This is a genomic window from Alteromonas sp. BMJM2 (assembly GCF_027257845.1).
Classification (GTDB): Bacteria; Pseudomonadota; Gammaproteobacteria; order Enterobacterales; family Alteromonadaceae; genus Alteromonas.
Genome location: NZ_JAPVOT010000006.1, coordinates 163679 through 189609, shown reverse-complemented (window position 1 = coordinate 189609; position 25931 = coordinate 163679). Strand labels below are relative to the sequence as shown.

General features: G+C 45.8%; 20 protein-coding genes. 12 read left to right on the top strand and 8 right to left on the bottom strand.

Annotated elements, in window-relative coordinates:
• Positions 1 to 68 precede the first annotated feature (68 nt).
• The 3 genes from O9X84_RS08975 to O9X84_RS08965 form a co-directional block, all read right to left on the bottom strand.
• Complete coding sequence (locus O9X84_RS08975) at positions 69 to 1070, bottom strand: hypothetical protein (RefSeq protein ID WP_269519368.1); 1002 nt, start codon at positions 1068 to 1070, stop codon at positions 69 to 71.
• Between the two features lie 112 nt (positions 1071 to 1182).
• Entirely contained in the window at positions 1183 to 2568 is a 1386-nt protein-coding gene (cysG, locus tag O9X84_RS08970; RefSeq protein WP_269519366.1) for a siroheme synthase CysG, read from the bottom strand.
• A 124-nt stretch (positions 2569 to 2692) separates the two neighbouring features.
• Positions 2693 to 4453: a DEAD/DEAH box helicase gene (locus O9X84_RS08965; protein ID WP_269519365.1), complete on the bottom strand. Its 1761-nt coding sequence runs from the start codon at positions 4451 to 4453 to the stop codon at positions 2693 to 2695.
• A gap of 226 nt (positions 4454 to 4679) precedes the next feature.
• On the opposite strand from O9X84_RS08965, the gene prsT reads away from it, so the two are divergent.
• Positions 4680 to 7466: an XrtA/PEP-CTERM system TPR-repeat protein PrsT gene (gene prsT / locus O9X84_RS08960; protein ID WP_269519364.1), complete on the top strand. Its 2787-nt coding sequence runs from the start codon at positions 4680 to 4682 to the stop codon at positions 7464 to 7466.
• A 147-nt stretch (positions 7467 to 7613) separates the two neighbouring features.
• Here prsT and O9X84_RS08955 read toward each other — a convergent pair whose 3' ends face one another.
• Both O9X84_RS08955 and tolC read right to left on the bottom strand, forming a co-directional pair.
• Positions 7614 to 8444: an ion transporter gene (locus O9X84_RS08955; protein ID WP_269519363.1), complete on the bottom strand. Its 831-nt coding sequence runs from the start codon at positions 8442 to 8444 to the stop codon at positions 7614 to 7616.
• Between the two features lie 338 nt (positions 8445 to 8782).
• Entirely contained in the window at positions 8783 to 10156 is a 1374-nt protein-coding gene (gene tolC / locus O9X84_RS08950; RefSeq protein ID WP_269519362.1) for an outer membrane channel protein TolC, read from the bottom strand.
• A gap of 309 nt (positions 10157 to 10465) precedes the next feature.
• On the opposite strand from tolC, the gene nudF reads away from it, so the two are divergent.
• The 7 genes from nudF (at position 10466) to O9X84_RS08915 (ending at position 19417) form a co-directional block, all read left to right on the top strand.
• On the top strand, positions 10466 to 11092 hold the full coding sequence (nudF, locus tag O9X84_RS08945) for an ADP-ribose diphosphatase (protein ID WP_032095676.1): 627 nt from the start codon (positions 10466 to 10468) through the stop codon (positions 11090 to 11092).
• Positions 11093 to 11133: 41 nt separating this feature from the next.
• Positions 11134 to 11529 carry a DUF1249 domain-containing protein gene (locus O9X84_RS08940; protein ID WP_269519417.1) on the top strand — a complete coding sequence of 132 codons (396 nt, stop codon included), beginning with the start codon at positions 11134 to 11136 and terminating at the stop codon, positions 11527 to 11529.
• Complete coding sequence (locus O9X84_RS08935) at positions 11526 to 12308, top strand: metallophosphoesterase (protein ID WP_269519360.1); 783 nt, start codon at positions 11526 to 11528, stop codon at positions 12306 to 12308. The genes O9X84_RS08940 and O9X84_RS08935 overlap by 4 nt, the downstream gene beginning before the upstream one ends.
• Before the next feature lie 108 nt (positions 12309 to 12416).
• Positions 12417 to 12998: a YqiA/YcfP family alpha/beta fold hydrolase gene (locus tag O9X84_RS08930; protein ID WP_269519359.1), complete on the top strand. Its 582-nt coding sequence runs from the start codon at positions 12417 to 12419 to the stop codon at positions 12996 to 12998.
• Between the two features lie 144 nt (positions 12999 to 13142).
• A complete protein-coding gene (gene parE / locus O9X84_RS08925) occupies positions 13143 to 15038 on the top strand; it encodes a DNA topoisomerase IV subunit B (protein WP_032095680.1) in 1896 nt (631 codons plus the stop codon).
• Positions 15039 to 15230: 192 nt separating this feature from the next.
• Positions 15231 to 17297 (top strand): hypothetical protein, encoded by a 2067-nt coding sequence (locus O9X84_RS08920; protein WP_269519358.1) that lies wholly within the window; start codon positions 15231 to 15233, stop codon positions 17295 to 17297.
• Positions 17298 to 18190: 893 nt separating this feature from the next.
• The gene (locus O9X84_RS08915) at positions 18191 to 19417 is read left to right on the top strand and encodes a hypothetical protein (RefSeq protein WP_269519356.1); all 1227 of its coding nucleotides are present in this window, start codon (positions 18191 to 18193) and stop codon (positions 19415 to 19417) included.
• 109 nt (positions 19418 to 19526) lie between these two features.
• Here O9X84_RS08915 and O9X84_RS08910 read toward each other — a convergent pair whose 3' ends face one another.
• Positions 19527 to 19850 (bottom strand): hypothetical protein, encoded by a 324-nt coding sequence (locus O9X84_RS08910; protein ID WP_269519415.1) that lies wholly within the window; start codon positions 19848 to 19850, stop codon positions 19527 to 19529.
• A 144-nt stretch (positions 19851 to 19994) separates the two neighbouring features.
• Here O9X84_RS08910 and O9X84_RS08905 point away from each other — a divergent pair, with 144 nt between their 5' ends.
• Complete coding sequence (locus O9X84_RS08905; protein WP_032095683.1) at positions 19995 to 20186, top strand: hypothetical protein; 192 nt, start codon at positions 19995 to 19997, stop codon at positions 20184 to 20186.
• A gap of 1 nt (position 20187) precedes the next feature.
• Here O9X84_RS08905 and epmB read toward each other — a convergent pair whose 3' ends face one another.
• Positions 20188 to 21213 carry an EF-P beta-lysylation protein EpmB gene (epmB, locus tag O9X84_RS08900; RefSeq protein WP_269519355.1) on the bottom strand — a complete coding sequence of 342 codons (1026 nt, stop codon included), beginning with the start codon at positions 21211 to 21213 and terminating at the stop codon, positions 20188 to 20190.
• Between the two features lie 36 nt (positions 21214 to 21249).
• Here epmB and efp point away from each other — a divergent pair, with 36 nt between their 5' ends.
• On the top strand, positions 21250 to 21819 hold the full coding sequence (gene efp / locus O9X84_RS08895) for an elongation factor P (RefSeq protein ID WP_269519354.1): 570 nt from the start codon (positions 21250 to 21252) through the stop codon (positions 21817 to 21819).
• A 172-nt stretch (positions 21820 to 21991) separates the two neighbouring features.
• Entirely contained in the window at positions 21992 to 22972 is a 981-nt protein-coding gene (epmA, locus tag O9X84_RS08890; protein ID WP_269519353.1) for an elongation factor P--(R)-beta-lysine ligase, read from the top strand.
• 70 nt (positions 22973 to 23042) lie between these two features.
• Here the strand turns inward: epmA and O9X84_RS08885 are convergent, their stop codons facing one another.
• Positions 23043 to 23195, bottom strand: a complete 153-nt coding sequence (locus O9X84_RS08885; protein ID WP_269519352.1) for a hypothetical protein — start codon at positions 23193 to 23195, stop codon at positions 23043 to 23045.
• Positions 23196 to 23349: 154 nt separating this feature from the next.
• Between O9X84_RS08885 and O9X84_RS08880 the strand changes: the two genes are divergently transcribed.
• The gene (locus O9X84_RS08880) at positions 23350 to 25893 is read left to right on the top strand and encodes a TonB-dependent receptor (RefSeq protein WP_269519351.1); all 2544 of its coding nucleotides are present in this window, start codon (positions 23350 to 23352) and stop codon (positions 25891 to 25893) included.
• Positions 25894 to 25931 lie beyond the last annotated feature (38 nt).

Below are 25931 nucleotides of genomic sequence, written 5' to 3'. Positions count from 1 at the left end.
AGAAAAGCTTGCCTATAACCTTATCTAAACCCTTGCCTATACGCAGAGGCCATCGGGCACAGGGAAGCTTATTCCACTAATTCTATTTGATACCTGCCCGTATCAATAAACTGTTTAGTGCTATCAGACACTTCACCAAATGGGATTTGCGCAGGACCTGTGGGGTCGTAAAGCACATACTCTTTCCCCTCAAATTCAATGGTTTCGTCACCAGCCGAGGGAGTAAGCGCCACACCAAGAAGAGCATGCTCGGGCAACAGCACCATAATCATTTTCGTTGTGGGTAAAAAAGCTCTTACCATAGACGATGCCAGCACAGCTTTACTGTCGCAGTCGCCTTGATTTTGCATTAATAAGCCAATGGGGGGCGCAAACCCTGAACCATTGCTGGCCACTCTGTCGTCCATGGCGTTGTAAGGAATACTTTGGAGCCAACTAAGCAAAAGCGCAAAGTAGTCTCGTGAATCAGACTCAGGTGCTAGCTTTTCATAAAACGCTTGAGATACGGGGACCATGGGCTTTACCGACTCGTTAATATAGCGCAGGTGGTCGGGTTTAACTGCCCGTTGATTAAACAGGGTAGTGAAGCGAGTAAAATAGTGGGTTGCCAGGTAGTCATCAAACGCCGTTTGCTGCACAGTTTTTAGCTTATCGAGTACCTCAGCGGCTTTTTCTGGGTTTGGTGATTTCACCTCAATGTTGATACCGTCTTGCTGGCGCTTTAGATTCACGCGGGCCTCTTTTGGGTTTAATTTTTGAGTTTCTTTTAAAAGGGCCACCATTACGTAGCGCTGGGCTATCTTGGGCTTGTAATTTGGCTGCAGCGTGGGGTTTTGTTTAATCGTTTCTCGAGGAAGTGCAAAGCTAATTGAGTGAATAGTTTGCTGTCTGTCTGTCCATGTGTAGTCAAAACGCACGCTGTCTTGTTTATTTGTGATGCTAAAATCAAGTTGCTCGGCGCAGGCTTTTGCACTGACGGTAACCGAAGCAACAAACAGCAAGAGCAGCTTTAGCGCAGCTAGCACGCGGGGGTAAATAGACACAGATAAAAAGCCATATAAATTTGTCATTTCTCCGCCATAACCGACATATTCAAGAAATAGAGTGTTACTCTCGTTTACTGAGTATGTCGTTCATGCCAGAAAATACAAGCTTATTTAAATGAGCAGCCGTCCGTTTCGACTATTGTTGAAACCAGTTAAGCTCGTCATGCAGGTTTACTACGGTACCCACAATAACTAGCGTAGGCGGCTTTAACTGCGCTTCTTTTTGCTTAGCACAAATGTCGCTTAGTGTGCCAATAAGTACACGTTGGTCGTCGGTTGTTGCCTGCTGTACCAAAGCGATAGGCGTAGAAGCAGGTAAGCCATGCTCAATAAGTTTTTCGCAAATAATGGGTAGCCCGGTTAACCCCATATAAAATACTGCGGTTTGATTTTTGTGGGCTAATGCAGGCCAATTCAAGTCGATGGTACCGTTTCGCAAGTGACCAGTAGCAAACACCACCGACTGCGCGTGATCTCGGTGGGTAAGTGGTATACCTGCATAACTAGAAGCGCCACTTGCCGCGGTAATACCCGGCACTACCTGAAACTCAATGCCGTGCTCAATAAGGGTTTGAATTTCTTCACCGCCGCGACCAAAAATAAACGGGTCGCCGCCTTTTAATCTCACAACGCGGTTGCCTTTTTTCGCTTCATCTACCATCAGTTTATTAATGTCATCTTGAGGAAGGGTATGATTGCTCATGGCTTTTCCCACATAGATTTTTTCAGCGTCTCTACGTACCAATTCTAGAATCTGTGGCGAGACTAAGCGGTCGTAAACTACCACATCGGCCTTTTGCATTAAACGCAGTGCGCGAAAGGTGAGTAGGTCAGGATCGCCAGGGCCTGCTCCCACAAGGTACACTTGCCCAGTCACTTTCTTATTCTCTGCTGCCGCTTGCAAGGCTATTTCAAAGGCGTTATCTGCTTTTTCGTCTTGCCCTTTTTCAACCATCTCGGCAATGTCGCCATCTAGCACATCTTCCCAAAAATACCGACGGGCAGTGACGCCATCTAGGGCCTGTTTCACTTTGTCTCTGAACTTCTCAGAAAATGAACCAAGTCTGCTCAAATTGGCGGGCAAAACGGTTTCTAACTTCTGACGTAAATAGCGTAGCAAGACCGGTGCAACACCACCGCTACTCATGGCAATAATGATAGGTGAACGGTCTACGATGGAAGGTGTAATAAATTGGCACAAGGGGGTGTTATCAACCACATTCACCAGCACCTTCTGCTCGCGACCTAGGTCGTGAATGTATTGGTTTATATCGGGTTTATCGGTAGCAATAAACACCATGTCTTTATGCGCTAGGTCACTATCGATAAATTCACGCTCTATTAAAGTCACCTTGTCACTCTTTGCAAGGGCTTTTACCGTATCGCATACCCACGGCGCTACCACGGTAATAGTTGCCGGCGTTTTCATGATCAGTTCAAGTTTGCGAGCAGCTACTTCACCAGCACCAACAATAAGGCAGTTTAGCGAACGAGCATCTAGAAATAGGGGGAAGTAATCCATAGGGGGCACATAAAAAAAAAGAACTAACGCTATTTTGCGCTAATTCTTTTTAATTAGAAACAACGAAATCAGCCTTTATATTCCACAACGTTATATAAAGGCGGAAGTCGCTTTTATTTCGATCTTACGACTTGCGACGTGCGCGGTTATCACGACTGCGGTTTTCACCACGGTTGTCGCCACGTTCACGTTTAGGCGGCGGTGTATCCGACCACTCGCGAAGGTTAAGACGTTGACCCGCTACTCTCGTTCCTTGAAGCGTAGAGTGTGTTTCTTTAGGCATGCCGCTTGGCAAGTCAACCGTACTGAAGTTGTCATATATCTCGATAGCACCGATGTTCTTCGAGTCAATGTTAGCTTCGTTTGCAATAGCGCCTACAATGTTACCCGGCTTAGCACCGTGTACATGGCCAACTTCTATGCGAAAACGTTGCATACCTTCATCTGGCTTGCGATTGCCACGAGGCGCTCTTGGCTTTCGGTCGCGACTTTCACGACCACCAGGGCGGTCGCTGCGCTCACGACTATCGCGAGGCGGCTTGCTGTTAAGGTCTGGACGATCAGACTCTTTAAGCACCAATGGCTCGTCGCCCTGAGCGATTTTGATCATTGCAGCAAGAAGGACTTCTGGAGAAGCTTCATTTTCTTCTTTGATCATCTCAACAATTGGCATCAACGATTCAATGCTATCGTCTTGCGTTGCTTCCATTACCGACTGCTTAAAGCGCGTAAGACGGGTCTGGTTGATTTCGCTAATTGAAGGAATAGGCATTGCTTCAATAGCCTGCTTCGTTGTTTTCTCAATAGAGAACAACAAGCGTTTTTCACGGTGAGAGATAAACAGAATCGCATCACCCTGACGACCAGCACGGCCTGTACGACCAATACGGTGAACATAAGATTCACTGTCATACGGAATGTCATAGTTAATAACGTGACTAACACGTTCAACGTCAAGACCACGTGCAACAACATCAGTTGCCACCAGAATATCGATGTGGCCCTGTTTTAACTTATCAACAGTTCGCTCACGAGCAGACTGTGGAATATCGCCGTTCAGTGGTTCTACATCAAAACCGCGTGCTGAAAGCTTATCTGCTAATTCAACAGTGGCTGTTTTGGTGCGAACAAAAATAATCATGCCGTCGAATTTTTCGACTTCCATAATACGCGTAAGCGCCTCAAGTTTATGATGAGGAGCAACTTGGCAAAAGCGCTGACGAATGGTGCTCGCCGTGCTAACTTTTGACGCAATTTTTACGTGTTTCGGATCCTTGAGATAACGCTGCGTTATCTTCTTGATTGGTCCAGGCATGGTTGCTGAGAATAACGCCGTCTGCCGCTGGGCAGGTGCGTGGCTTAGAATAAGCTCTACATCATCAATAAAGCCCATACGAAGCATTTCATCAGCTTCGTCAAGCACAAGGAATTTAAGTTCGCTTAAATCCAATGTTTTGCGCTTAATATGGTCAATGATACGACCTGGAGTACCTACTACAACCTGAACGCCGCGCTTAAGCTGGCGAATTTGGTTGTCGTAAGACTGACCGCCGTATACTGGAAGTACTTTAATTTTTTGACTAAAGCTCGCATAAACCTGAAATGCCTCTGCAACCTGAATAGCTAATTCACGAGTTGGGGCTAATACCAGTAATTGCGGCTTACGTTGCTCAGGATCGATATTTGCCAACATGGGCAGGGCAAACGCAGCGGTTTTTCCTGTCCCTGTCTGTGCCTGACCGAGTAAATCGTGACCTTCAAGCAAAAGTGGAATACTCTCAGCTTGGATAGGTGACGGTTTCTCGTAGCCAACTTTTTCAATGGCTTGTAAGAGAGGTTCTGGTAAATTTAGGTCTTTAAATGTCATGTCGACAGTTGTTGTCATTAAGGGTCCTGATGTTATTAGTAAGGAGGGTGCGGCATACGAGAGTAACGCCTGAAAAACGTTGAAGTGTGCCTGCAGTGTTGCAAAAAAACATATTATATTCGAATAATGGTCAGGTTGCCATGAAATTGCACAATAATGCTGAAATAATGACCAAGTTTTGCGGGTGGCGGCAGAAAAACAATAAAGTTTTTGAAGAATTTTCGAAATAGGGCAAGGAATTACCATGAGTAAAAACAATTCAAATAAAATATTTAAACGCTCTTCTGTAGCTGTGCTTTTGCTAACAGCTCTATTATCAGGGTGCAGTGAAAAATCCATGGAAAGCCATTTGGCTGACGCCCGCAACTATGTATCCGAGCAGCAGCCTGATGCCGCCATAGTCGAATATAAAAATGCAATTCAGAAATCTCCTAATGCGGCGGCTCCTCGTTTCGAACTCGGTAAACTGTATCTACAAACCAATAATTTTGTCGCAGCTGAAAAAGAACTCAACAAAGCCATGGAGCTTGGTTATGCCGCTAGCGAAGTCATTCCATTGCTTTCGGTTGCCTATCAGCAGTCGGGGGCTGAAAATGCCCTTTCAGAGGTAGATTATCGCGTAGAGGGCATGACGGCGGTAGAGTCTGTCGAAGTGGGTTTTTATAAGCTACAGGCGTTGCTGCAGCTCAATAAAAGAGAAGAGGCGGAAGCGTTAATTGCCGACCTATCTACTATCGATACCAGCTCAGTGTACAAAGGGCTTGTCGATAGCTACGTATTCGTACTCAACAATGATGTAGAGGCGGCCATTGCTTCTACAGAAGCATTAAGAGAGCAGGCTCCCACCAATAAAGACGTGTTGCAGCAACTTGCGAAGCTTTATTTACAAAGCGGTGCGCCTGAGAAAGCTGCCGTAGTGTACGGGGATTACCTCAAAAGCTACCCAGACGATACGGCAAGCAAATTTGCCTACGCAGCACTGTTAATTGAACTGCGAGCGCTTGATACCGCAGAGCCCGTAGTAGAAGAATTACTCGCGCTTAACGATAGTCACCCGCTGCTAAATACGTTTAAAGGTATTATTGAATCAGCCAAGGGCAATTACGCACAAGCGTTAGAGCGCTTGGAAATTGCCGTACAAAACGGCAGAAGCGATCAGGCTGTGCGCCTAATCGCGGGTTTCAGTGCTTATCAGATACAAGACTTTGAATCAGCTCAGCGCCACCTCACCATGATTGCGTCTAGCTTACCTGATAATCATCCTGGCCTTCGCATGTTAGCAGATAGCATGCTGCAATTAGGCGAAAACGATAACGCGCTAGAAATTTTAGAGCGCGTTGAGGGTGAGCAAACCTCAGACGCCGCGCTTTTTTCTAAGGCAAGCTACCAACTGCTTGTCGACGGCAACATGGTGGGGGCGAAACAAATGGTTGAGCGCTCTCAAGAAATTAGTACCTCTGCAGAAGACCTCGCTCGTTTAGGCGTTTTGCAACTATCGCTTAATGATGTAGCAGGGCTAGTTAATTTGGAAGAAGCGGTAAATCAGGCACCAGAGTCGGCCACTACCCAAAGCACGTTAGTGCGTGCTTACATCGCCACTCAGCAATTAGATAAAGCAAAAGAGGCGGCAACAAAGTGGGTTGAACAATCCCCAGATGAAGCGCTTCCGCTAGTTTACTTAGGTGGCATAGCCACGGTAGAAAGAGACTTCACTAAAGCAGCGTCTTACTTTGACGACGCAAGTACGCGGGAAGGGGCCAAAGAACAGCTGGTTTATGCGCGTACTCAATTGCTTATTGCGCAGGGTGACAACGAATCTGCAACGGCCTTTATTCGCGCTTTTATCGATGACAATCCAACAGATTTAAGAGCCTTAACGATGTGGTACGCTTTGGCAGCCGAGCAAAAAGCAGTGCAGCCAGTCATTAATCATGTAAAGAATGAGCTTGATAAGGCGCCAGATTTTGTTGAAATGCGTTTATTACTGGCACGACTTTATGCATTCAATAATGCTATTGATAAAACGGTAGCGCTGCTTGCTAACGTTGAAGGAAATAAAGAAACGCCTAGGGCGTTTTGGAATATAAAAGGGCAGGCGCTCATTGCTGCTAACGATGTGAAAGCCGCAGACACCTTTTTCGACCGATGGCTGTCGTTCTATCCGCAGGATAAAAGTGCCGTATTAGGCAAGTTGTTAATCCTAGACTCGCAACGACAGTTTACCGAAGGATTGGCGTTAGCAAGTAGAGTGTTGGAAAAGCGACCTGATGCACAAATTAGTTTGTTAAAAGCTTATTTTCACAGTCGCATAGGCCAAAGTAAGCCTGCGTGGAATATTATCAATGCAAGCGCTGAGGGTGTGAAAGAGCTGCCGTTTGTACGGGGGATTATTGCGCGCTTACATCTTATTGATAAAGCGCCAGAGCAAGCTGTTAGTCATGCTGAAGCTGCCTACGACGCCACGCCAAACTCTGACAATGCCATGTTGCTAGTGGCGTCTTACGAAATGTCGGGTAAAGGCGAGCAAGCTCTTAGCTTTTTAGAAAAGCACGTAGCAGAAAATGCGAATGATATTTCAAGCAGTATGCTGTTGGCAGAGCGCCAAATTAGGCAAGACAGAAAAAGTGCGCTTGCAACCTATGAAGCCATATTAGCGCAAACTCCCGATAACTTTGTGGTATTGAATAACCTTGCTTACCTAGCGTTTGAAGATAATGATTTGTCTCGAGCAGAAACCTTAGCAAAAAGAGCCGTGGCCTTACGCAGTGACAACGCTGATGCCGTAGACACGCTTGCCCAGATTTACATCGCTAAAGGCGACAATGACGCTGCGCTTTCTTTGTATGAGGAAATAGCAACGCGACCGATTGCCAATGAAGAGGTGTACTTGAACCACGTCGAACTTCTTACTGAACTTGATAAAACCACATTAGCGAAGCGTCGTTTGCTAGCAAGAGAGTTTAAGGGTGAAGCGTCAAAGCAACGCGCAAAGGCGCTAAGAGCCCAGCTTGGTATTAACCTTGACGAATAATTAAATGAATTAGTACGAAATGGATGAGTGCTAATTAAACACGCTAGCTAAAAAAGCCACGTAATAAACGTGGCTTTTTGTCTCTTGGCAATAAGCATAGCTAAGGGTGAAAGCCATTAGCAGTCAACCGCTTACAACCAACGTTTACTATTTATCACCCTGTTTGAGCTGCGCCTTAATCTCGTTAAGTTCGGCCATGACGTCTTTTAGGGTTGGTTCAACATTACCTTGTGCTTCTAGCTCGGCGAGAAGCTCGGCTTGTTTTTCTGCTCGCGCTTTTTCGTTTTCTCGCTCCATTACGTTCACCACAATACCAATGACCATGTTGAGAAACGCGAAGGCCGTGAAGAAGATAAACGTGAGATAGTAGATCCAGCTTAGCGGGTATTCCTCTTGCGTTTCGTACATTACATCGGTCCAATCCTCGAAGGTCATTACCCTAAATAACGTGAGCATGGATATGGTGATATCGCCCCACAACACGGGGTTAATGTTTTCGAACAAGGTGCTTCCGATGGCTGCATAGATATAAAAGATAATAAACATCAGCAGCATAACGTAACCAAGCTGGGGTAGCGCTTTAACTAACGACACAAGAAGAATACGCAGCTCTGGAATGATGGATATCATTCTAAGCACCCTAAATACTCTGACTAGACGCGCGATAAGCGCAAGCTCTGCGTCATCGGCTGGTATTAAGCTTATGATGACAATGAGGGTGTCGAACCAATTCCAAAAGCTTTTGAAAAAATGCATTTTCCGCTTTTCTGCAAGAAAGCGAATGGTAATTTCAGTAAGAAAAAACGCACTAATAAACCAGTCGAGAAAAACCGTGACTGAAGCCATGCCGGTGGGCAATTCATAGGTTTTAGCGCCTACCAAAAGGGCTGAAACCACAATGACGCTAACAACAAATATTTCGAACCACTTATTGGCTCTTATGCGTTCAAATTTATTCTGTAGTACAGAGGCTTGCATCTTTAAAAATCACTCGAAGTAAAACAAAGTTAAAGTTAATTAGTGGCTAGTTTTAGTGCTTATATTCGCCGCTCAATGTTACGCAATGAGCCAGCTTGGGCGAGCCAATCACGGGAGCACTATATTAGTCGCTTTATCTATCCAAAATAAGGCGGGCAGTATCATCGATGATGTGAGACCCGTGTTGCAAGAAAAATTGCTAGGATGGCTTAACATTGCTAGGTCGTCTTTGTAGCACTGATATTAGGTTTGAAATGACACAGCGCTTTTTAAGGCATTAAAAAGGGTAGCATATCGCTACCCTTGATTGTCTTGCTAAATCTACAGGCGTAGCTAACTTAGCTGTCTGATGACATGTCCACAGGCTTAAGGCCGCGGTTAATCATTTCAACATCTTCTGCTGTTAACGTTCCCGCTGCCTGCTTAAGCGTAATCACTGACTGTACAAAGTCGTAGCGAGCGCCAGCAAGGTTACGCTGTGCATCAAACAAGTTACGAGTACTGTCTAGTACGTCAACAACCGTACGTGTACCTACATCGAACCCGGCTTCGGTAGCTTTCAACGCACTGTCTGCAGACACAACAGATTGCTCTAACGCACGTATGGTCGAAATAGACGCTTTTACGTTGTTAAACGAGCTACGAACTGATTGTACGGTTTGACGATAAGTCTGTTCTGTCGCCTGACTAGCTGCAACATAGTTAAATTTAGCCTGGTCTGTTTGAGAGGTGACTCGTGAGCCCTGGTAAATGGGTACGTTAAGCGACACATTGATTGACTGGCTGTCTAGGTATGGCGTTTCAAACTGCAATACCGGGTTTTCAATCTCATCTTTGCTTCTTGTGGCATTCGCAGATAACGAAAGCGTTGGAAGGTGCCCTGAGCGAGCAATGGAAATATCTTCTTTTGCGATATCCATTGCGAAGCGATTTACAAGCAACGCAAGGTTTTTCTCTTCAGCAGTTTCTAGCCAGTTCGTCACGTTAGCTGGCGTTGGCATAGTCGCAGAGAAATTCTCTGTGTTTAGGCCAAACAGCTTATCGTGGTATTTACCGGTGATGACGCGAAGAGCTTCTAGTGCGAATTCAAGTTCGTTTTTAGCCTGAATTTCCTGCGCTACTGTACGGTCGTAGTTTGCCTGTGCTTCGTGCACATCAGTAATTGCTGTTAGTCCAACTTCAAAGCGCTGGCGAGTTTGCTCTAACTGACGCTCTATAGCGCGCTTTTCTGCGCCAACAAATTCAACGTTGTCTCTGGCGCGCAGCACGCCAAAATAAGAGGTAACGGTACGAACAATAACGTCTTGAATGCTGGATGCAAGCTGTGCATCGCTTTGTTCCGCAACTTTCTCAGCGCGGTTTAAACCAAGCCAATTCGCATGATCATACAGCGACATCGACATTTGTAAGCCATAGCTGTAGCTGTCTACGTCGGTTTCAAACACAACAATTTGTAAATTATCAGCGTTCGAACCTAAGGTTTGAGCGCGCTCAGACGTTGAGGTGTTGTAGGCTACTGAGCCTGAAATTTGAGGAAGAAGATTAGCTCTGCTAATGCTTATCCCTTCGAACGCTGCATTGCGTTGCGCTTTCGCTTGGTTTACCAGCGGGTCGTTGGCGAGTGCTTGTTGATAAACCTGCATTAGGTCATCAGCGATCGCGCCCGTGGTTATCGACATGCCGATTACCAGCGATAGAAGTGTTCGTTTCATGCTTACGTATTCCTGTAGTGTTCGAGTTGTGTCGGCTTACTGTGTTCACTGTAAAGTATCGCACCGACCTGTTAAAACCAAGTGTATGAAAAATCAACCACAAACCGAAAGTCCAAACTCGTAACAGTATTGCTTTAACTGTAACAGAATATGTGATCTACCCACGCTCATTATTTTTATATAAACGACTTGTAACTTGAGTTTTCTGTTATTTGTACATCTAAAATACGGCGTTTATCACGCGTATACATGTGTGGTGTGCAAATGTAGACTACATGATAAATCTATTTGAACCATAAGTGTCAGCAAATGAGCAAGGAAATCCTTTCGTTTACCTCAAATGACGTTGAAATTACCGAAGTTAGCCCAGTTTACCGCGGTTTTTTCACCATGAATCGATACATTTTTAGGCACAAATGCTTCAACGGCGAATGGAGCGATTTGGTCAGCCGCGAAATTTTTGAGCGTGGCCATGCCGTCGGTGTGTTGCCTTATGATCCAATAACCCAAGAGTTTGTACTTATTGAGCAAGTAAGAATTGGGGCATTGCCAACGTCTTCAAGCCCTTGGTTGATAGAAATTATTGCCGGCATGATTGACGAGGGCGAAACTGAAGAAAATGTTTGTCATCGGGAATCGATGGAAGAAGCGGGAATAGAGCTCGATAATCTTACCAAAGCATTAAGTTATTTATCGAGTCCGGGCGGCACAACAGAAAGGTTACATATTTTTATAGCGAAGACAGATGCCACTAAGGCACAGGGTATACACGGCTTAGAAACTGAGTCTGAAGATATCAAGGTGCATCGAGTCAAAGAAAATACCGCACTTGAATGGCTGGAAACTGGTCGCATAGACAACGCTGCGGCGTTAATTGCGCTACAATGGTTCTTCATGCATAAAACTCAACTTCTAGAGCAGTGGAAAACACCGTGACTTATCGTACACAACGAAAATACATTCCTCATCTTCCTACCATGCAGGCAGTATGCGAGGTGAACTATGCGCACATTCTGCGTATTTTGCCCGATTGCGATACGGAAGACTTGAGCTATCGTTTCTCGATTGGTAAGCATTTAGCGTACGAAATTAAAATAGTTGAGTCATCTCGCTACACCAGCTCGTTAAGTATCAAGCAAACCACAAAAGACATGCCGGATTACTTAACTCCGTCGATGACAGTGCGTTTGTACCATGACGCCAGACTGGCTGAAGTGATTAATAGCCAAAATACGGGCGCGCTAGAGCCTTCTTATGAGTATCCTAATTTGAAGATGCGCCAGCGAAACGAGAAGCAGATGGTGAACATCTTTCTGGCTGAGTGGTTAGATTTTTGTTTAAAACACACACCAAGGGTAACCTCTGAAGCGTGAAAACAGTAATACAGTTTAGCGACTGCCATTTATTGCAAGACACTTCAAGAAAGGGCTATGGCGGTATTTCTCCCTATCATTCGTTAGAACGCCTTCTTAGGCAGCTAGCCCAAAGCGGCAATACGGAAAAAGTGTCACCAGATGCGGCTGATGTGGTGTTAGTTACCGGTGATATCAGTGGCGATGACTCCCCTGCAAGCTATACCCATTTTCTCGATTTAATGGAACGCTTTGTGGATGTACCTTGGTATGTCATTGCTGGTAACCACGACGCAAACCCCCATTATGACGAATATTTAGCACCACACATGCTGTTGGCTGACTCACCACTTCATATTGGCAATTGGTGTATTCACGGCCTAGATACTCGGCCAAAGCAAATGGCCAAAGGAGCGCAGGGAGAAATAGACACCCTTGAGCTCACATGCATTGAACGCGCGCTTAGCGCTCAAACGCATCAACATCATTTGCTTGCCCTTCATCATCATATTTTGCCGTCAAATAGTTGGATGGATAAGCATAACTTAGTGAATGCAGAACGTTTAATTGAGTGGCTAGATAGTGTGAAGGTAATAAACCATATTATTCACGGGCACGTGCACTCTCCACTTAGGCAGCAAGTAGGCAGAGACAACGTTAATAGTTTCGGGTGCCCCTCAAGCTGCTGGCAATGGGCAATGCAAGCTGATTTCGGTGTGAGTAACGAACAGCCTGGGTATCATCAGATTTGTCTTTATGACGATGGCGAGGCCTCGGTGAGTATTAAAAGACTAAGTTAATCGCAATAAAAAAGAGTATGTCTTTTACATAAGACGGCTTTTTACCAAAGCATATTTTAAAAATAACATTCAACAAACACCACTTTATTGTACAAACAGGGACGCAACATGCAGCACATTTTGTATCTTCATGGATTTCTAAGTTCTCCATCATCGGTTAAGGCGCAGGCAACCAAAGACTATTTTGCTGCCCATCATCCAGACGTTCAGGTTCATATTCCTGCGCTGTCTAATTTTCCGAGTAAGGTAGAAGCACAGCTCACCGCGTTAATTGAGCAAACGCCAGCGCTTTTAACCAACGGCCTTAAAGTCATTGGTAGTTCAATGGGCGGCTATTTGTCCACGTTTTTAATTGAAAAGTATTCGGGGCGAGCTGTGTTGATTAACCCAGCAGTGCGACCTTACGAACTGCTTCAGCAGTTTATCGGCCCTCATGTTAATCCTTACAGCGGTGAAAAGTTTACTATTGAAGCATCCGATATTGATGTGATTAGAGCACTAGATGCCAACACGCTGAGCGAGCAAAAAGCGTATAAGGTGTTGCTGCAAACCGATGATGAAACCCTCGACTATAGATTGGCCGCCGCAAAGTACGCCCTAAGCGAATTAGTCATAGAGGAAGGGGGAGATCACAGCTTTGTGGGTTATGAAAATCATTTACCTGGCATTGCAGATTTCCTTCTCGATTAAGATATATGAATAGAGAGTAGGGGCGGCAACGGGTCAACGTCGTTGCCAGGATTAAATCGCCCTGCTACCATCTTTTTACCTTGCGTTGCAGATGAACTCTGCGTACGTTTACTCATGTTTCTGGCTTAAATAATAATCATAACTATGTCAAATCAATATAATTCAGATGCTATTGAAGTCTTAAATGGCCTCGACCCGGTTAAACGCCGCCCTGGTATGTACACCGATACTTCACGTCCTAACCATTTAGGGCAAGAGGTTATCGATAACAGTGTGGATGAAGCGCTTGCTGGTCATGCGTCTAATATCAAAGTTATCTTGCATGAAGATCAGTCTTTAGAAGTGATTGATGACGGTCGCGGCATGCCTGTAGATATTCACCCTGAAGAGGGTGTGTCTGGGGTAGAGCTAATTCTGTGTAAGCTGCATGCCGGTGGTAAGTTTTCAAATAAAAACTATGCTTTTTCGGGCGGGTTACACGGTGTTGGTATCTCGGTAGTTAATGCACTGTCCCATCGTGTTGAGGTCACTATTCGCCGTGATAGCAACGTGTATCAAATTGCCTTTGAAAATGGCGACAAGGTAGAAGACCTTCAGATTATCGACACCTGCGGTAAGCGCAACACAGGTACGCGGGTACACTTCTGGCCAGACTCTCAATACTTTGATTCTGCCAAGTTTTCTGTCAGTCGATTGCTGCACAACCTGCGGGCTAAAGCCGTATTAAGCCCAGGTCTTCGCATTCGTTTTGACAACAAAATTTCAAAAGAAAGCCAAGAGTGGTATTACGAAGACGGCTTGAAAGATTATCTTTATCAAGCGGTGGAAGCATTCGAAACGCTACCCTCTGATACGCCGTTTGTCGGTAGCTTTAAAGGCAACACTGAAGGGGCTGACTGGGCTGTGATGTGGCTGCCAGAAGGCGGTGACCTTATTACAGAAAGCTATGTGAATCTTATTCCAACCGCTCAAGGTGGTACTCACGTGAACGGAATGCGCCAAGGCCTGCTGGAGTCGATGCGCGAGTTTTGTGAATTCAGAAACCTGATGCCACGTGGCGTAAAGCTATCCCCTGATGATATTTGGGACCGCTGTGCCTATATTTTATCGACAAAAATGCAGGACCCTCAATTTGCTGGACAAACGAAAGAGCGGTTATCTTCTCGCCAGTCTAGTGCTTTTGTGTCTGGCGTAGTGAAAGACTCGTTTAGCTTATGGCTAAACCAGCATACGGACGTTGCCGAAGCCCTTGCTGAAATGTGCATTAATAATGCTCAGCGTCGGTTGCGTCAAACCAAAAAAGTCGCGCGTAAAAAAGTGACTCAGGGCCCAGCATTACCCGGAAAGCTTACCGACTGTTCATCACAAGATATTAACCATTCAGAATTGTTTCTGGTGGAAGGGGATTCTGCGGGTGGCTCTGCCAAGCAAGCGCGCGATCGTGAGTTCCAAGCAATTATGCCCCTTCGAGGTAAAATTCTTAACAGTTGGGAAGTCGACTCTTCTCAGGTGTTGGCGTCCCAAGAAATTCACGACATATCAGTGGCTTTGGGTATCGACCCAGACTCAACAGATTTGTCTGGGTTGCGTTATGGTAAAATTTGTATCCTGGCAGATGCCGACTCAGATGGACTGCACATTGCTACCTTGCTATGTGCGCTTTTTGTAATGCACTTTAGAACGCTAGTAAACCAAGGTCACGTTTACGTTGCTATGCCTCCTTTGTTTCGCATAGATGTGGGCAAAGAGGTGTTTTATGCGCTGGATGAAAGTGAAAAGCAGGGCATATTAGATCGTATCGAAGCAGAGAAAAAGCGCGGCAAAGTAAACGTACAGCGTTTTAAAGGGCTAGGGGAGATGAATCCGCTCCAGCTTCGCGAGACCACCATGGACCCTAATACCCGTCGCCTCGTTCAGCTCACTATTGACGACGCTGAAGACATGATGGAATTGATGGATATGCTGTTAGCGAAAAAGCGCTCAGGCGATAGAAAAACATGGCTTGAAAGTAAGGGGAATATGGCTGAAGTCGTGCTGTAGCCCAAAACTCGTACAGCAAAGTTCAACACGCTCTGGTTTCAGAGCCTTATAAAAAGAAAGCACAGCGATGTGCTTTTTTTTATCTTTTTTTTAATATTTGTTGCATCCAATCGTTATCTTCGGTCGTTTGGCTTTTTGAATAGAACGTGAGCAGTACAACGTCACTACATCAAAAAGACAACGGAGACGGTTATGGATTTATCAAATACTTCACAGCGCAATATCAAACTTTCACTTCTTGCAGCGGCAGTTGTGTTTTCTCTATCAGCCTGTAACGGTGATGATGGTGCAGATGGCGTTGACGGCGTAAATGGCGCCGATGGTCAAGACGGCGCGCCAGGACAAGACGGAAGCCCAGGTTTTGCAGCGGCGACTTTTTTAGTGGCTAATAATGGCGATAGCAATCGCAATACCGTATCGACGGTAGATCAAAACGCCAGTGTTATTAACACAGTATCAACCGGCGCCAATGAAGGCGTTGCGTTATCTCAAAGCAATACGCTGTTCCAAGCAGGAGATAGCGACCTTCCTCTTATTCGCTCATTTTGTTCATTTACAGGAAACAGCGACTTCGATGCAAACTTTGGTCACGACATCACCGGGGCAGAAACTGGCCTAGTAAACCCTAAAGGTATTGTATTTGCTGAAGAAGCCGGCCTTGTCATGGCTGCCGACTTTAATGGTCAACGAATTAGTGTTTTCGGCGGTCAAGCTGCAGGAAACGTAGCGCCTGTTGCCGAAATTATGACCTCTGCTCGCCTTTGGGACTTAGCATTTGATGAAGACGCTGACCGCTTGTTTGTGGCGTTAACCGACGGCACAGTTGCCGTGTATGACGATGTCACGTCTTCTGGTTTTGCGCCAACGGTAACCAGAACCATTGTTCCATCAGATGCCGACGGCAACCAAATTTCAATCAATCTTCACGGTATTGTGTATGAAGCAATGTCTAATCGACTCGTGGTGTCAGATGTGGGTGATGCAAGTGTGGCTGACGATGGGCAGTTGTTTGTTATTGAAAGTGCAGCATCTGCTGATGGCATGGTAATCCCCACAAGAGTAGTGGGCGGCGCTAGCACGCAATTAGGTAACCCTGTTGATATCATTTTATCGGGCTCTGACCTTCGTGTTGCCGAAAAATCGAATGACGCAATTTTGGTCTTTTCAAATATCTTCACCGGTGCGAGTGGCGATGTTGCGCCAACGCTTTCTACACCATCTGTTAAGCCAGAATCGCTTGTTGAGTTTACTGACGCAATGGTGAAGTGGGATGCATCGGATGACGGTATAACCACCATGCCAATCTCAGGGCTTTCTGCATCGAGTAATCCATCTGCAGAAGGCGATACCACAGGGCAGGTTGCACAACTTAGTGCGCTTTTAGGCAGCGAATTACGCAGCTTTGATAGCAGCATGAGCATAGAAAGTGCGTCATATACATCGCAAGGCGATGGCGTTATTACCTTCGACAACCCAGATACATCAACAGGCGGGCTGTTAGTGGTAAATCGACTCGCCTCAAGTCGCGATGGCATGATGTACAGCGATAGCTACGATCATATGATAGCGGGCGCGAATACCGGGCTTATTGCCCCTAAAGGGCTTGATATTGCATCAACAGAGGGCCTTGTTTTTGTTGCCGACGTGAATGAAACAACACCTGCTGTACGCGTTTTTTCACCTTGCGCATCGGGTGATGTAGCGCCGCTGTTAACCCTTGAAGCATCAAATGGCGCTCGCCCATGGGATGTAGATTATGACCCAGCAACTGACAGCGCTTACTTAGCGCTAACAAACGGCACGGTTGCTGTGTTTGAGGAAGTAGTACGACGCTTGAATAGTGGTGAATCTGTGCTGACAGGAGAAGACAGACTGATTGTACCGGCAAGTAGTGGTACTGCGTTTTCAGCGCCTACTAACATACACGGCATCGACTATGATAGCCAAAGCGATAGCTTGGTCATCTCCGATGTAGGCAGCGCGGCAGACGCTACCGACGGCAAGCTTTATGTTATTTCAGGAGCGCAGTCAGCAGACGGCATTACTGACGTATCGGTAAATATCGCCGGCCCATCGTCAATGCTTGGGAACCCCGTTGATTTAATGCTAAGCAACGGACATGTGTATGTGGCAGAAAAATCGAACGGCGCTATCTTGCGATTCGATAATATTTTGAACGCAGACTCTGGCGATATAGCGCCTAGTTACAGTGCGTCTTTCACTGCACCTGAATCGGTTTCGGTACTGCCTATTTACTAAGACTAAAACTCACATAGATATACTGAGTAAAAGGCCTGACGCTAACGCGTTGGGCCTTTTTGTTAATTATACCAGTCCGCATAGATAGTTACCCACTCAGCGAGACTTAAAATGTTCGTAATCGCGGCGTGTTACCGCAGGTGCAGTGGTTCTGCATCAAGGTGACACAACAAAGAGTACGGACATTTTAAACTCGCCCTTCGGGAAGGTCTGGCAAGTTTCCTAGCTTTATTCTGGGAATTTGAAAGGGAGCAGCCATTCCTGCATTCCCACGCTTTGCTAGGAAACTTGCCAGCGCCTTCTGAGTGAGCAATTATCTATGCGGACTGGTATTACGACGCCACGCAGCCAAAGGCATTACTACTGAGTTTGCGATTCAGTGAAGGTTTTTTATCGCTCACAGCATTGCGTTTTCTATAGAAGGGGGCTATTAACGGGAGCTACCATCAGCACTATTGCCGTAAACTGGTAACATTGCGTTACGAATTAGCACGTTATTTGTTGATACACAGCGCCCAAAATAGGTTTTAATAATGGGCAAAGTAGTGCGTGAATACACTAATGCGTAAATAGAGTAGTGCGTAATTAGAGTAGCTCGCAAATAAAGAAGCGCGCAAATAAAATGATGCGATAATTTTTGATATTATCAGAAAAAAGGAATTTATCACCGCGTGTAAAAAACGCGTGTATGGTAACGTATAGCAATCAACTGCTGCCTGCATTGAAGCAAGCTCTACTCCATTGATTCAGATGCATTACACGTCAGCTCCCCGTGTCACGATTAGTAAAGGTTTACTACCACGAATATGATCTTGCGATTTTTAAAATGGTTTTTTATTGGTTTAGCTATAGTTGTTTTTCTTGTGCTTGTAGGCGCGACAACGCTCACTGTAATGGCCATTCAAACTACACCGCTGGTCTCAAGTAGTGCATCAAGCCAGCTTGATGGGGCCGACAGTGTGAATGTATTGCTCAGCCAGCTAAAACGTGCTTTCTCCCGCCGTGAAGAAGGCCATCAATTAACTTTAAGTGAAACCCAGGTAGAGAGCTTGGTAGGCGTGTTGCAGCGCGCGCTGCCAGAGTTTAAAGGGCAGGTTAATATTACTTCGATGGGCGGAACGGTAAGTGTTACCTATGCGCTGAAAGATACGGGCTACTTCTTTAATGCGTCGGCCCTAGTATTACCCGGCGACAGCCTGCGCATAGAACATGTGCAAGTGGGAAGTTTGAGTATTCCTGGTAGCCTCTTACTCGACATGATCGAATATGCTGTAAATAGCTACACCGATACAGAAATTGCCTCAATTGCTCTTAGTCGCGTAGAGAAAGTGTCTATGCAGCCAGGCGAGCTAACGTTGGACGTAGGGCGTCTAGATACGCTGCTTGTGGAGCTAAATACGGTAGCATCCAACTTATCTTTTGATGAAGAAACCGAGCTGCAAACGCTTACTGCCTACTACCTCAGGTATATTTCGGGTAGGGAAATCGCCTTATCTACAAGTCCGGTATCTCTGACTGAATACTTGCGTGAAGGCATGGCTAGAGCCCGCGAGCAAAGCGCATCGGCTGCTCAAGCGGTACTGCACAATAAAGCGGTAATTCTCGCGCTAGCCGCTTATGTGGGGCACCACAGAGTTGGAAATCTCGTGGGTGACATTCAGCCTGATAAAGACAAAGCCCTTCGCCCTCGTTCTGGCGCCGTTTTGCATAATCGCAACGATTTAGCGCGACACTTTATTATATCCGCAGCACTAGAGCTTTTATCAGAGCAAAGTATGTCCTTTGCCATTGGTGAATTTAAAGAATTGATGGACCGCGGGGCTGGTGGTTCTGGGTACAGCTTTGTTGATTTAGTTGCCGATATGTCCGGCACGGCTTTTGCCCAAAGCGCCGCATCACCAGTACACGCCGAAAGCGTTCAAAATGCGCTAGCCCGAATTCGCAGTGAGAGTGACATTATTCCTGCTATTGACGATGTGCCAGAAGGGCTCAGTAAGCAAGCTTTTACTGAGCAGTATGGACGTGTAGATAGCGACGCGTATTTACGTGAGGTGGAAAGGTTAAAGCAGCGCATAAAGCGCATTCCGCTTTATGCTGACTATCCGTCAACTAGCCAATAACCAAGTGTGGCTCATGGGTACGTTAGCCGCTAGCTAAACTGGCTTTTTGCGGACAATGGGCCAATGAGGTATAGATATTTTCGCCAAACTAAGTAAGCACAGGTAAGCGTTATTCCTTTGGCTTACCTGCAAGGCTTTGTTGAAATTGGGTAACGGTGATAAGCGCTAACTCTATTTTCTTCACTAGCGGAGCAAGTGCTGCTTTTGTTTGCTCTTCGTTCATGTCTTTCATGGCTTGCCAATCTAACGCTATTTCTTCTACATAGGGAACAAAGCGCTTCGACGACGTTGTAAAGCCACTGTCAGAGGCAAATACGGCAGAAAATTTACCTTTCTTATCCTGCTGCAACACGTCTAATGCTTGGTCTGCATCCACGGCCTTTCGGTAAAGCGTTTGCATGGTCTCTTGAAGTTGTTGATTTACGGTTTGCATTTCTTGCATGAAAACGCCTTTAATTGCTTAATGTAAAATTGATTCAAAAACTGATTAAAGTTTCGACGGTTTTTGCCGATACACTCTAAGGTGGGCAATTTTGCCCATTTTTTCACTTTGCTACAAGCAACAAAGGAAAACGGTATGGAACTACAAGGTGCAAACGCCTCTGCAGCGTCCGGTGCTTCGCTTGAATTGGCTTCTCTTAAGTTGGCAAAAGGCCAACAAGAACAAGAGGGAAAAGCGTCGCTTCAGTTGCTGGAATCAGCCGCTGACGTACCAAAAGCATCCTCTTCAAACCCCGCGTTAGGCGCTAATATTGATACTTTCGCGTAGGTCAGGGATGCAAATGTAAGTCGATAGGCGTTTTGCCGGGTTGTCCCCCAATTTCTCTTACGAGTTTGGGCACTAAGAATCCCGGCAGGCGCTTTATCGCTTGCTCCATAATAGCCCTCCCATCGTCATCACTCACATAGAAATGACTCGCCCCCTGTACCTTGTCGAGTACATGCAAGTAATAAGGTAATACGCCTGCTTCAAAAAGCCGCTCGTTCAGCGCGCAAATGGCATCAGCACTGTCATTAATTCCTTTCAACAATACAGATTGATTTAACAGGGTCACGCCTTTGCCTCGAAGCGGTGCCAGTACATCGACTAATTCATTTGAGACTTCATTTTCATGATTCGCGTGAAGCACTAATACTTTTTGAATGGGTAGCTCGGCAAACCAATCTTCAAAGGTACTACAAATTCGCTCGGGTAATACCACAGGTAATCGCGTGTGAATACGAAGGCGTTTCACGTGTTCGATTGCTGCAATTTCTGACGCCAACCACGCTAAAAGATCGTCTTTTGCCATTAATGGATCGCCACCAGAAAAAATGACTTCGTTAATGTTTGGGTTATTGGCAATGTACGATAATGTGTCTGTCCACTGCGCTTTGCTAACGGCATTATCTGCGTAAGGGAAGTGACGTCTAAAGCAATATCGGCAGTTTACTGCGCACCCGGTGCGAACCATGAGCAACACGCGAGAGTCGTACTTATGCAATAGTCCTTTACCTGCAGTGTCATGCTCTTCTAAGGGGTCTTCGTTGTAATGCGGTGACGTTAAAAACTCATCACTCAACGGCATAACTTGCAGTAGCAGTGGATCGTTAGGGTTTCCTTTTTCCATTAAATTCACAAAATGGCGGGGTACGCGCATTGGGAATAAGCGTCGTGCTTTTATGTGCTGTAAGTAGTTTTTTTCATCTAAATGCAAATAACTAAGCAGCTTCGAGGGGTCCGTAAAGCTTTTTGATAATTCTTTTTGCCAGTTATGCTCTACAGAAATCGCTTTTTTAGGTATTATTTGTTCCACGAAACTTTTTGCACCTTATGTTTAGACAGAGGAATTATGGCTAATTACAGCACTAACGAGTTCAAAGGCGGCCTGAAAATCATGCTGGATGGCGAACCTTGCAACATTTTAGAAAACGAATATGTAAAGCCTGGTAAGGGCCAAGCGTTCAACCGCGTGAAAATTCGCAAGCTTATTTCAGGAAAAGTTTTAGAAAAAACGTTCCGCTCTGGTGAATCCGTAGAAGGCGCAGACGTTATGGATACTGAGCTGGCCTATCTATACACCGACGGCGAATTCTACCACTTTATGAACAATGATACATTCGAACAAATCGCGGCTGATGAAAAAGCGGTAGGTGAGAATATTAAGTGGTTGGTAGAAAACGACGTTTGTACTATTACGCTGTGGAACGGAGCTCCAATTACGGTAACGCCGCCTAACTTTGTAGAGTTAGAAATTACTGAAACTGACCCAGGTCTTAAGGGTGATACAGCTGGAACCGGTGGTAAGCCTGCAACGCTGACTACAGGTGCCGTTGTACGTGTACCTTTGTTCGTTCAGACAGGCGAAGTTATTCGTGTAGATACACGCTCTGGCGAATACGTGTCACGAGTTCAAAAATAAGTAGAGTTTAAATAAGTAGCGTTTAAATAAGTCATACTTAAAAAAGCATCGCTTAATAATCAGTAACATTGCCAAAAAGCGAGTTACTAGCAACGTTCAAAAACCGGTATGTTCACGTACCGGTTTTTTAATTTATGGCTTTCATCTTCTTCTTAAAAGCGTTGGTGCGACTATGAAACATGAGCAATCTTGGCAACCTACCACCACCCACAAAACCAGAGTGGCGAGAGCTGAATTACTTCGTCAAATAAGGGCGTTTTTCCACAGCCTTGACGTTCTTGAAGTAGAAACCCCAGTGCTATCTGGCGGAACTGTTACCGATGAGCATATCGACGGGTTTAGCACTGAATTTTTGTACGCTAATACGGGAAAGCCCGTTTCTTTGTTTCTTCAAACATCGCCTGAATATGCAATGAAGCGGCTGTTATGTGCACAAAGCGGTGCCATTTATCAAATTGGCAAAGCATTTCGTCATGAAGGGGAAGGGCGGTGGCACAACCCTGAATTCACCATGCTGGAATGGTATCGACCAGGCTTTGACCACTTCATGCTTATGAAAGAAGTAGATGCCCTTTTACATGAGGTGTTAGGCGCAACAACTGATAGTGAAATGATCACTTACCAAAATGCGTTTATCACTCATCTTGGCATAGACCCGCTTACCAGCCCAACAAGCTCAATTCATCAAAAAATGCTCGAATGCGGTATTGATATTGATGGCATGGAGAGTTTATCAAGAGACAGTCAGCTGCAGCTTCTGTTTTCCTATGGCATTGAACCTAAAATAGGCCTGAAAGCGCCGTGTTTTGTCTATAACTTTCCTGCCTCACAAGCAGCACTGGCGAAAATAAGTCCGTCTGACAGTCGCGTTGCCGAGCGCTTTGAAGTGTATTTTAAAGGTGTTGAACTAGCTAACGGGTTCAATGAACTGAGTGAACCCGCTGAGCAGCGAGAGAGGTTTAATCAAGATAATAAAAAGCGCGTGTTGTCAGGGTTGCCAGAAAAACCTATCGATGAGCACTTTTTGCAGGCGCTAGAGTCGGGTCTGCCAAATTGCGCAGGGGTTGCCCTTGGCATAGACAGACTGTTGATGTTGCAAGTCGGCGCCTCACACATTCAAGAAGTCATTAACTTTCCCGTTAGCCGCGCCTAGCAAAATAGAGTAAAGCACAGGCTTACACACTACAGTCTTCTATTTCAATGAAGGAAAGGCTAATCCTTGGTCATTCATTCTCCCACTCAAGCATAAGTTGGTCTTGTTGAGGTGCTCTCCTTAACGCGTCCATTGCCCCCGTCCCTGGCGCCTTTAGTTCTGCTTCTTTCGAAATCCCTTCTAAGAAACCTCGTCTATGCGTAAACACTTCAACACGCTTCATCGGCTAATGGCTGCTTTGCTGCGATTATTTGCTGTTGACTTTATAACCCGTATGCTGAAAAATGTTATAACATCACATATTGCTCAAGCACACTCATTGGCAATGCCGTAGAAACGGTAAAATCACAGCTAAAGACACTCAGTAGAGGAAAATAATGAAAATGCGTTCGTTACTAAGCATTACGATAGCGGGATTACTCAGCGCTCCGGTTTTAGCAACCACAGTGACGGGAACTGTCACTGATACGTCAGGCAAACCAGTAGAAGGCGCGGAAGTTAAAATTGAAGGCACGCGCCGCGTAGCAGTTACCGACGAAAACGGCATCTATCGTTTTAACGATGTAAAGCAACCTCATATCCATTTACATGTTTATTCAAGCGACTACATTCATGGTGATAACGACCTTGGTGATGTGAGTAGCGATCAGAAAGCTGACTTTGTATTACAGTCTGCGTCGGTAGAAAACATTGTAGTGACGGCAACAGCCCTGCAGTCATCTGTGCTTGAGTCAGTAACGCCTGTTACTGTTATTGGTGCTGAAAAACTTCGCAAAATTGAAGCGCCTACTCTTGGTGAAACGCTTAAGAATACCCCAGGGGTACACAGTACCTATTTTGGTCCTGTTTCAAGCAGCCCTATCATTCGTGGCAACGATGGCCCACGAGTAAAAATTGTACAAAACGGCTTGGATGTATCTGACGTGTCTCGCGTTGGTCCAGATCACAACGTGGCCACCACGTTGGCAAGTGCGACTCAGGTTGAAGTGCTTCGCGGCCCGGCAACACTTCAATATGGAAGTGGTGCAATTGGCGGTGTAGTTAACGTTGTTGATAAGCGCATACCGCAATACCAAGTAGACGGTGTTGAGGGGGAAGTCGAAGCAAGCTACAGCACCGTAAACGAAGGTAAATATACCCGTGGTGACGTAACTGGCGGACAAGGTAACTTTGTTTGGCATGTTGACGGTTTTATCCGTGATACAGAAAACGCAGACATTCCGGGTTTTGCATCTCTAGAGCCAGATGATGACGAGGAAAGCGGCGAATTAGAGAGCAGTGCCATGGAGACAACTAACATTGTTGCTGGGCTTTCTTACGTTGCCGAGGAAGGCTATTTCGGTTTCGCCGTTGAAAAGCTCGATAACGAATATGGTGTTCCAGGGCACAGTCACGGTCATGGCGACGAACACGATGAAGACCATGATGAAGGCTTAGACGATTCTCACGATGAAGAGCACGACGAAGAGCACATGCACGAAGAAGAAGGCGTGCTGCTCGATGTCGATATGACTCGTTACCAAGCCGCAGGTGAGTGGCACTCGCCAATTAAAGGGCTAACTAACCTGAAATTCGCCGCTGCCTACACCGATTACGAGCACGCTGAAATAGAAGACGGCATGCCGGGAACTGTGTTTACCAACGAGTCTACTGATATTCGCCTATCGGCTTATCATGAAGAAGTGGCAGGCTGGCACGGTGTGTTTGGTCTACAGTTTACATCAAGCGATTACACCGCTGTGGGTGAAGAGGCGTTTACGCCAGCTAACGTGACAGACAGCTTTTCGTTGTACCTCATTGAGCAAAAGAAAGTGGGTGATGTAACGTTTGAAATTGGTGGTCGTTTAGAATCAACCTCTATTGATGTTGCAGACAGTGAAGTAGAGCTTGATGTGTATCATGACGAAGATCACGAGGGTGAAGAGCACGAAGGCGAAGAACACGAAGGTGAGGAACATGAAGGCGAAGAGCATGAAGCTCACGGTACAGAGTTTACGTTCCCAGAATATGACTTCACAGCAGTATCCCTTTCTGCAGGTGCGAACTGGGAGTACACCGACGGCCAGTCAGTAGCGATTACGCTTTCTAGAAGCGAACGTGCTCCGAGTCAGCAGGAACTATTTTCTGCCGGTCAGCATTTGGCAACAGAAAGTTATGAAGTTGGACTTGTATTCGACTTGGACGAAGAAGGCCATATTGAAGAAAACTTAAAAGGGGTGACTGAAGAAGTTAGCACTAATTTAGACGTTACCTTCCGCAAGTTTACTGGCGATTGGGGCTATAGCGTTTCTTTGTTTTATAACCAAGCCGACAACTATGTTTTCCAAACTAACACGGGCCTAATCGCGTTATCTGAGCATGAAGAACATGGTGATGAACACGACGAAGAGCACGATGATGATCACGGCGGAGAACTTGAAGGTGAGCACGAAGGTGAACATGAAGAAGGTCATGAGTCGCACAGCGATGAAGGCTTGCCTGTGTACTACTTCCAGCAAGCCGACGCCGACATTTGGGGACTTGAAGCGCAAGCGTACTTCGACCTTAATGATGCGTTCCGTTTGACCGTATTTACCGATTATATTCGCGCAGAAATAGAAGACGACAATTTGCCACGTACTCCGCCAATGCGAATTGGTGGTGAGCTAAGTTACGTTAACGGCGGGCTTAGCGCAGATGCTGGTTTTACTTGGGTTGACGACCAAACTGATACCGCGTCTTTTGAAACGGCTACAGACGGATACACCCTGTTAAACGCCAGCGTTCAGTATGAATTTGCGAGTCAAGGCATCGATTGGGTTGTGTTTGCTCGAGGTGATAACTTGACTGATGAAGAAGCGCGAGTGCACACGTCTTTCCTTAAAGACCAAGCGCCGCTACCAGGTAGAAATATCAGCGTGGGTGTAAGAGCCTTGTTCTAATCATTAATGATGGGCTGTTTTTAGTTTATCGCTAAATA

What these genes read in the sequence shown, in the direction of transcription:
- O9X84_RS08885 (WP_269519352.1), bottom strand. Translation starts at nt 23,195, where the DNA reads ATGAAGCGTGTTGAAGTGTTTACGCATAGACGAGGTTTCTTAGAAGGG.
- prsT (WP_269519364.1), top strand. Translation starts at nt 4,680, where the DNA reads ATGAGTAAAAACAATTCAAATAAAATATTTAAACGCTCTTCTGTAGCT.
- parE (WP_032095680.1), top strand. Translation starts at nt 13,143, where the DNA reads ATGTCAAATCAATATAATTCAGATGCTATTGAAGTCTTAAATGGCCTC.
- O9X84_RS08940 (WP_269519417.1), top strand. Translation starts at nt 11,134, where the DNA reads ATGCAGGCAGTATGCGAGGTGAACTATGCGCACATTCTGCGTATTTTG.
- efp (WP_269519354.1), top strand. Translation starts at nt 21,250, where the DNA reads ATGGCTAATTACAGCACTAACGAGTTCAAAGGCGGCCTGAAAATCATG.
- O9X84_RS08955 (WP_269519363.1), bottom strand. Translation starts at nt 8,444, where the DNA reads ATGCAAGCCTCTGTACTACAGAATAAATTTGAACGCATAAGAGCCAAT.
- cysG (WP_269519366.1), bottom strand. Translation starts at nt 2,568, where the DNA reads ATGGATTACTTCCCCCTATTTCTAGATGCTCGTTCGCTAAACTGCCTT.
- O9X84_RS08930 (WP_269519359.1), top strand. Translation starts at nt 12,417, where the DNA reads ATGCAGCACATTTTGTATCTTCATGGATTTCTAAGTTCTCCATCATCG.
- O9X84_RS08905 (WP_032095683.1), top strand. Translation starts at nt 19,995, where the DNA reads ATGGAACTACAAGGTGCAAACGCCTCTGCAGCGTCCGGTGCTTCGCTT.
- O9X84_RS08915 (WP_269519356.1), top strand. Translation starts at nt 18,191, where the DNA reads ATGGCCATTCAAACTACACCGCTGGTCTCAAGTAGTGCATCAAGCCAG.
- nudF (WP_032095676.1), top strand. Translation starts at nt 10,466, where the DNA reads ATGAGCAAGGAAATCCTTTCGTTTACCTCAAATGACGTTGAAATTACC.
- tolC (WP_269519362.1), bottom strand. Translation starts at nt 10,156, where the DNA reads ATGAAACGAACACTTCTATCGCTGGTAATCGGCATGTCGATAACCACG.
- O9X84_RS08880 (WP_269519351.1), top strand. Translation starts at nt 23,350, where the DNA reads ATGAAAATGCGTTCGTTACTAAGCATTACGATAGCGGGATTACTCAGC.
- epmA (WP_269519353.1), top strand. Translation starts at nt 21,992, where the DNA reads ATGAAACATGAGCAATCTTGGCAACCTACCACCACCCACAAAACCAGA.
- O9X84_RS08965 (WP_269519365.1), bottom strand. Translation starts at nt 4,453, where the DNA reads ATGACAACAACTGTCGACATGACATTTAAAGACCTAAATTTACCAGAA.
- O9X84_RS08920 (WP_269519358.1), top strand. Translation starts at nt 15,231, where the DNA reads ATGGATTTATCAAATACTTCACAGCGCAATATCAAACTTTCACTTCTT.
- O9X84_RS08910 (WP_269519415.1), bottom strand. Translation starts at nt 19,850, where the DNA reads ATGCAAACCGTAAATCAACAACTTCAAGAGACCATGCAAACGCTTTAC.
- O9X84_RS08975 (WP_269519368.1), bottom strand. Translation starts at nt 1,070, where the DNA reads ATGACAAATTTATATGGCTTTTTATCTGTGTCTATTTACCCCCGCGTG.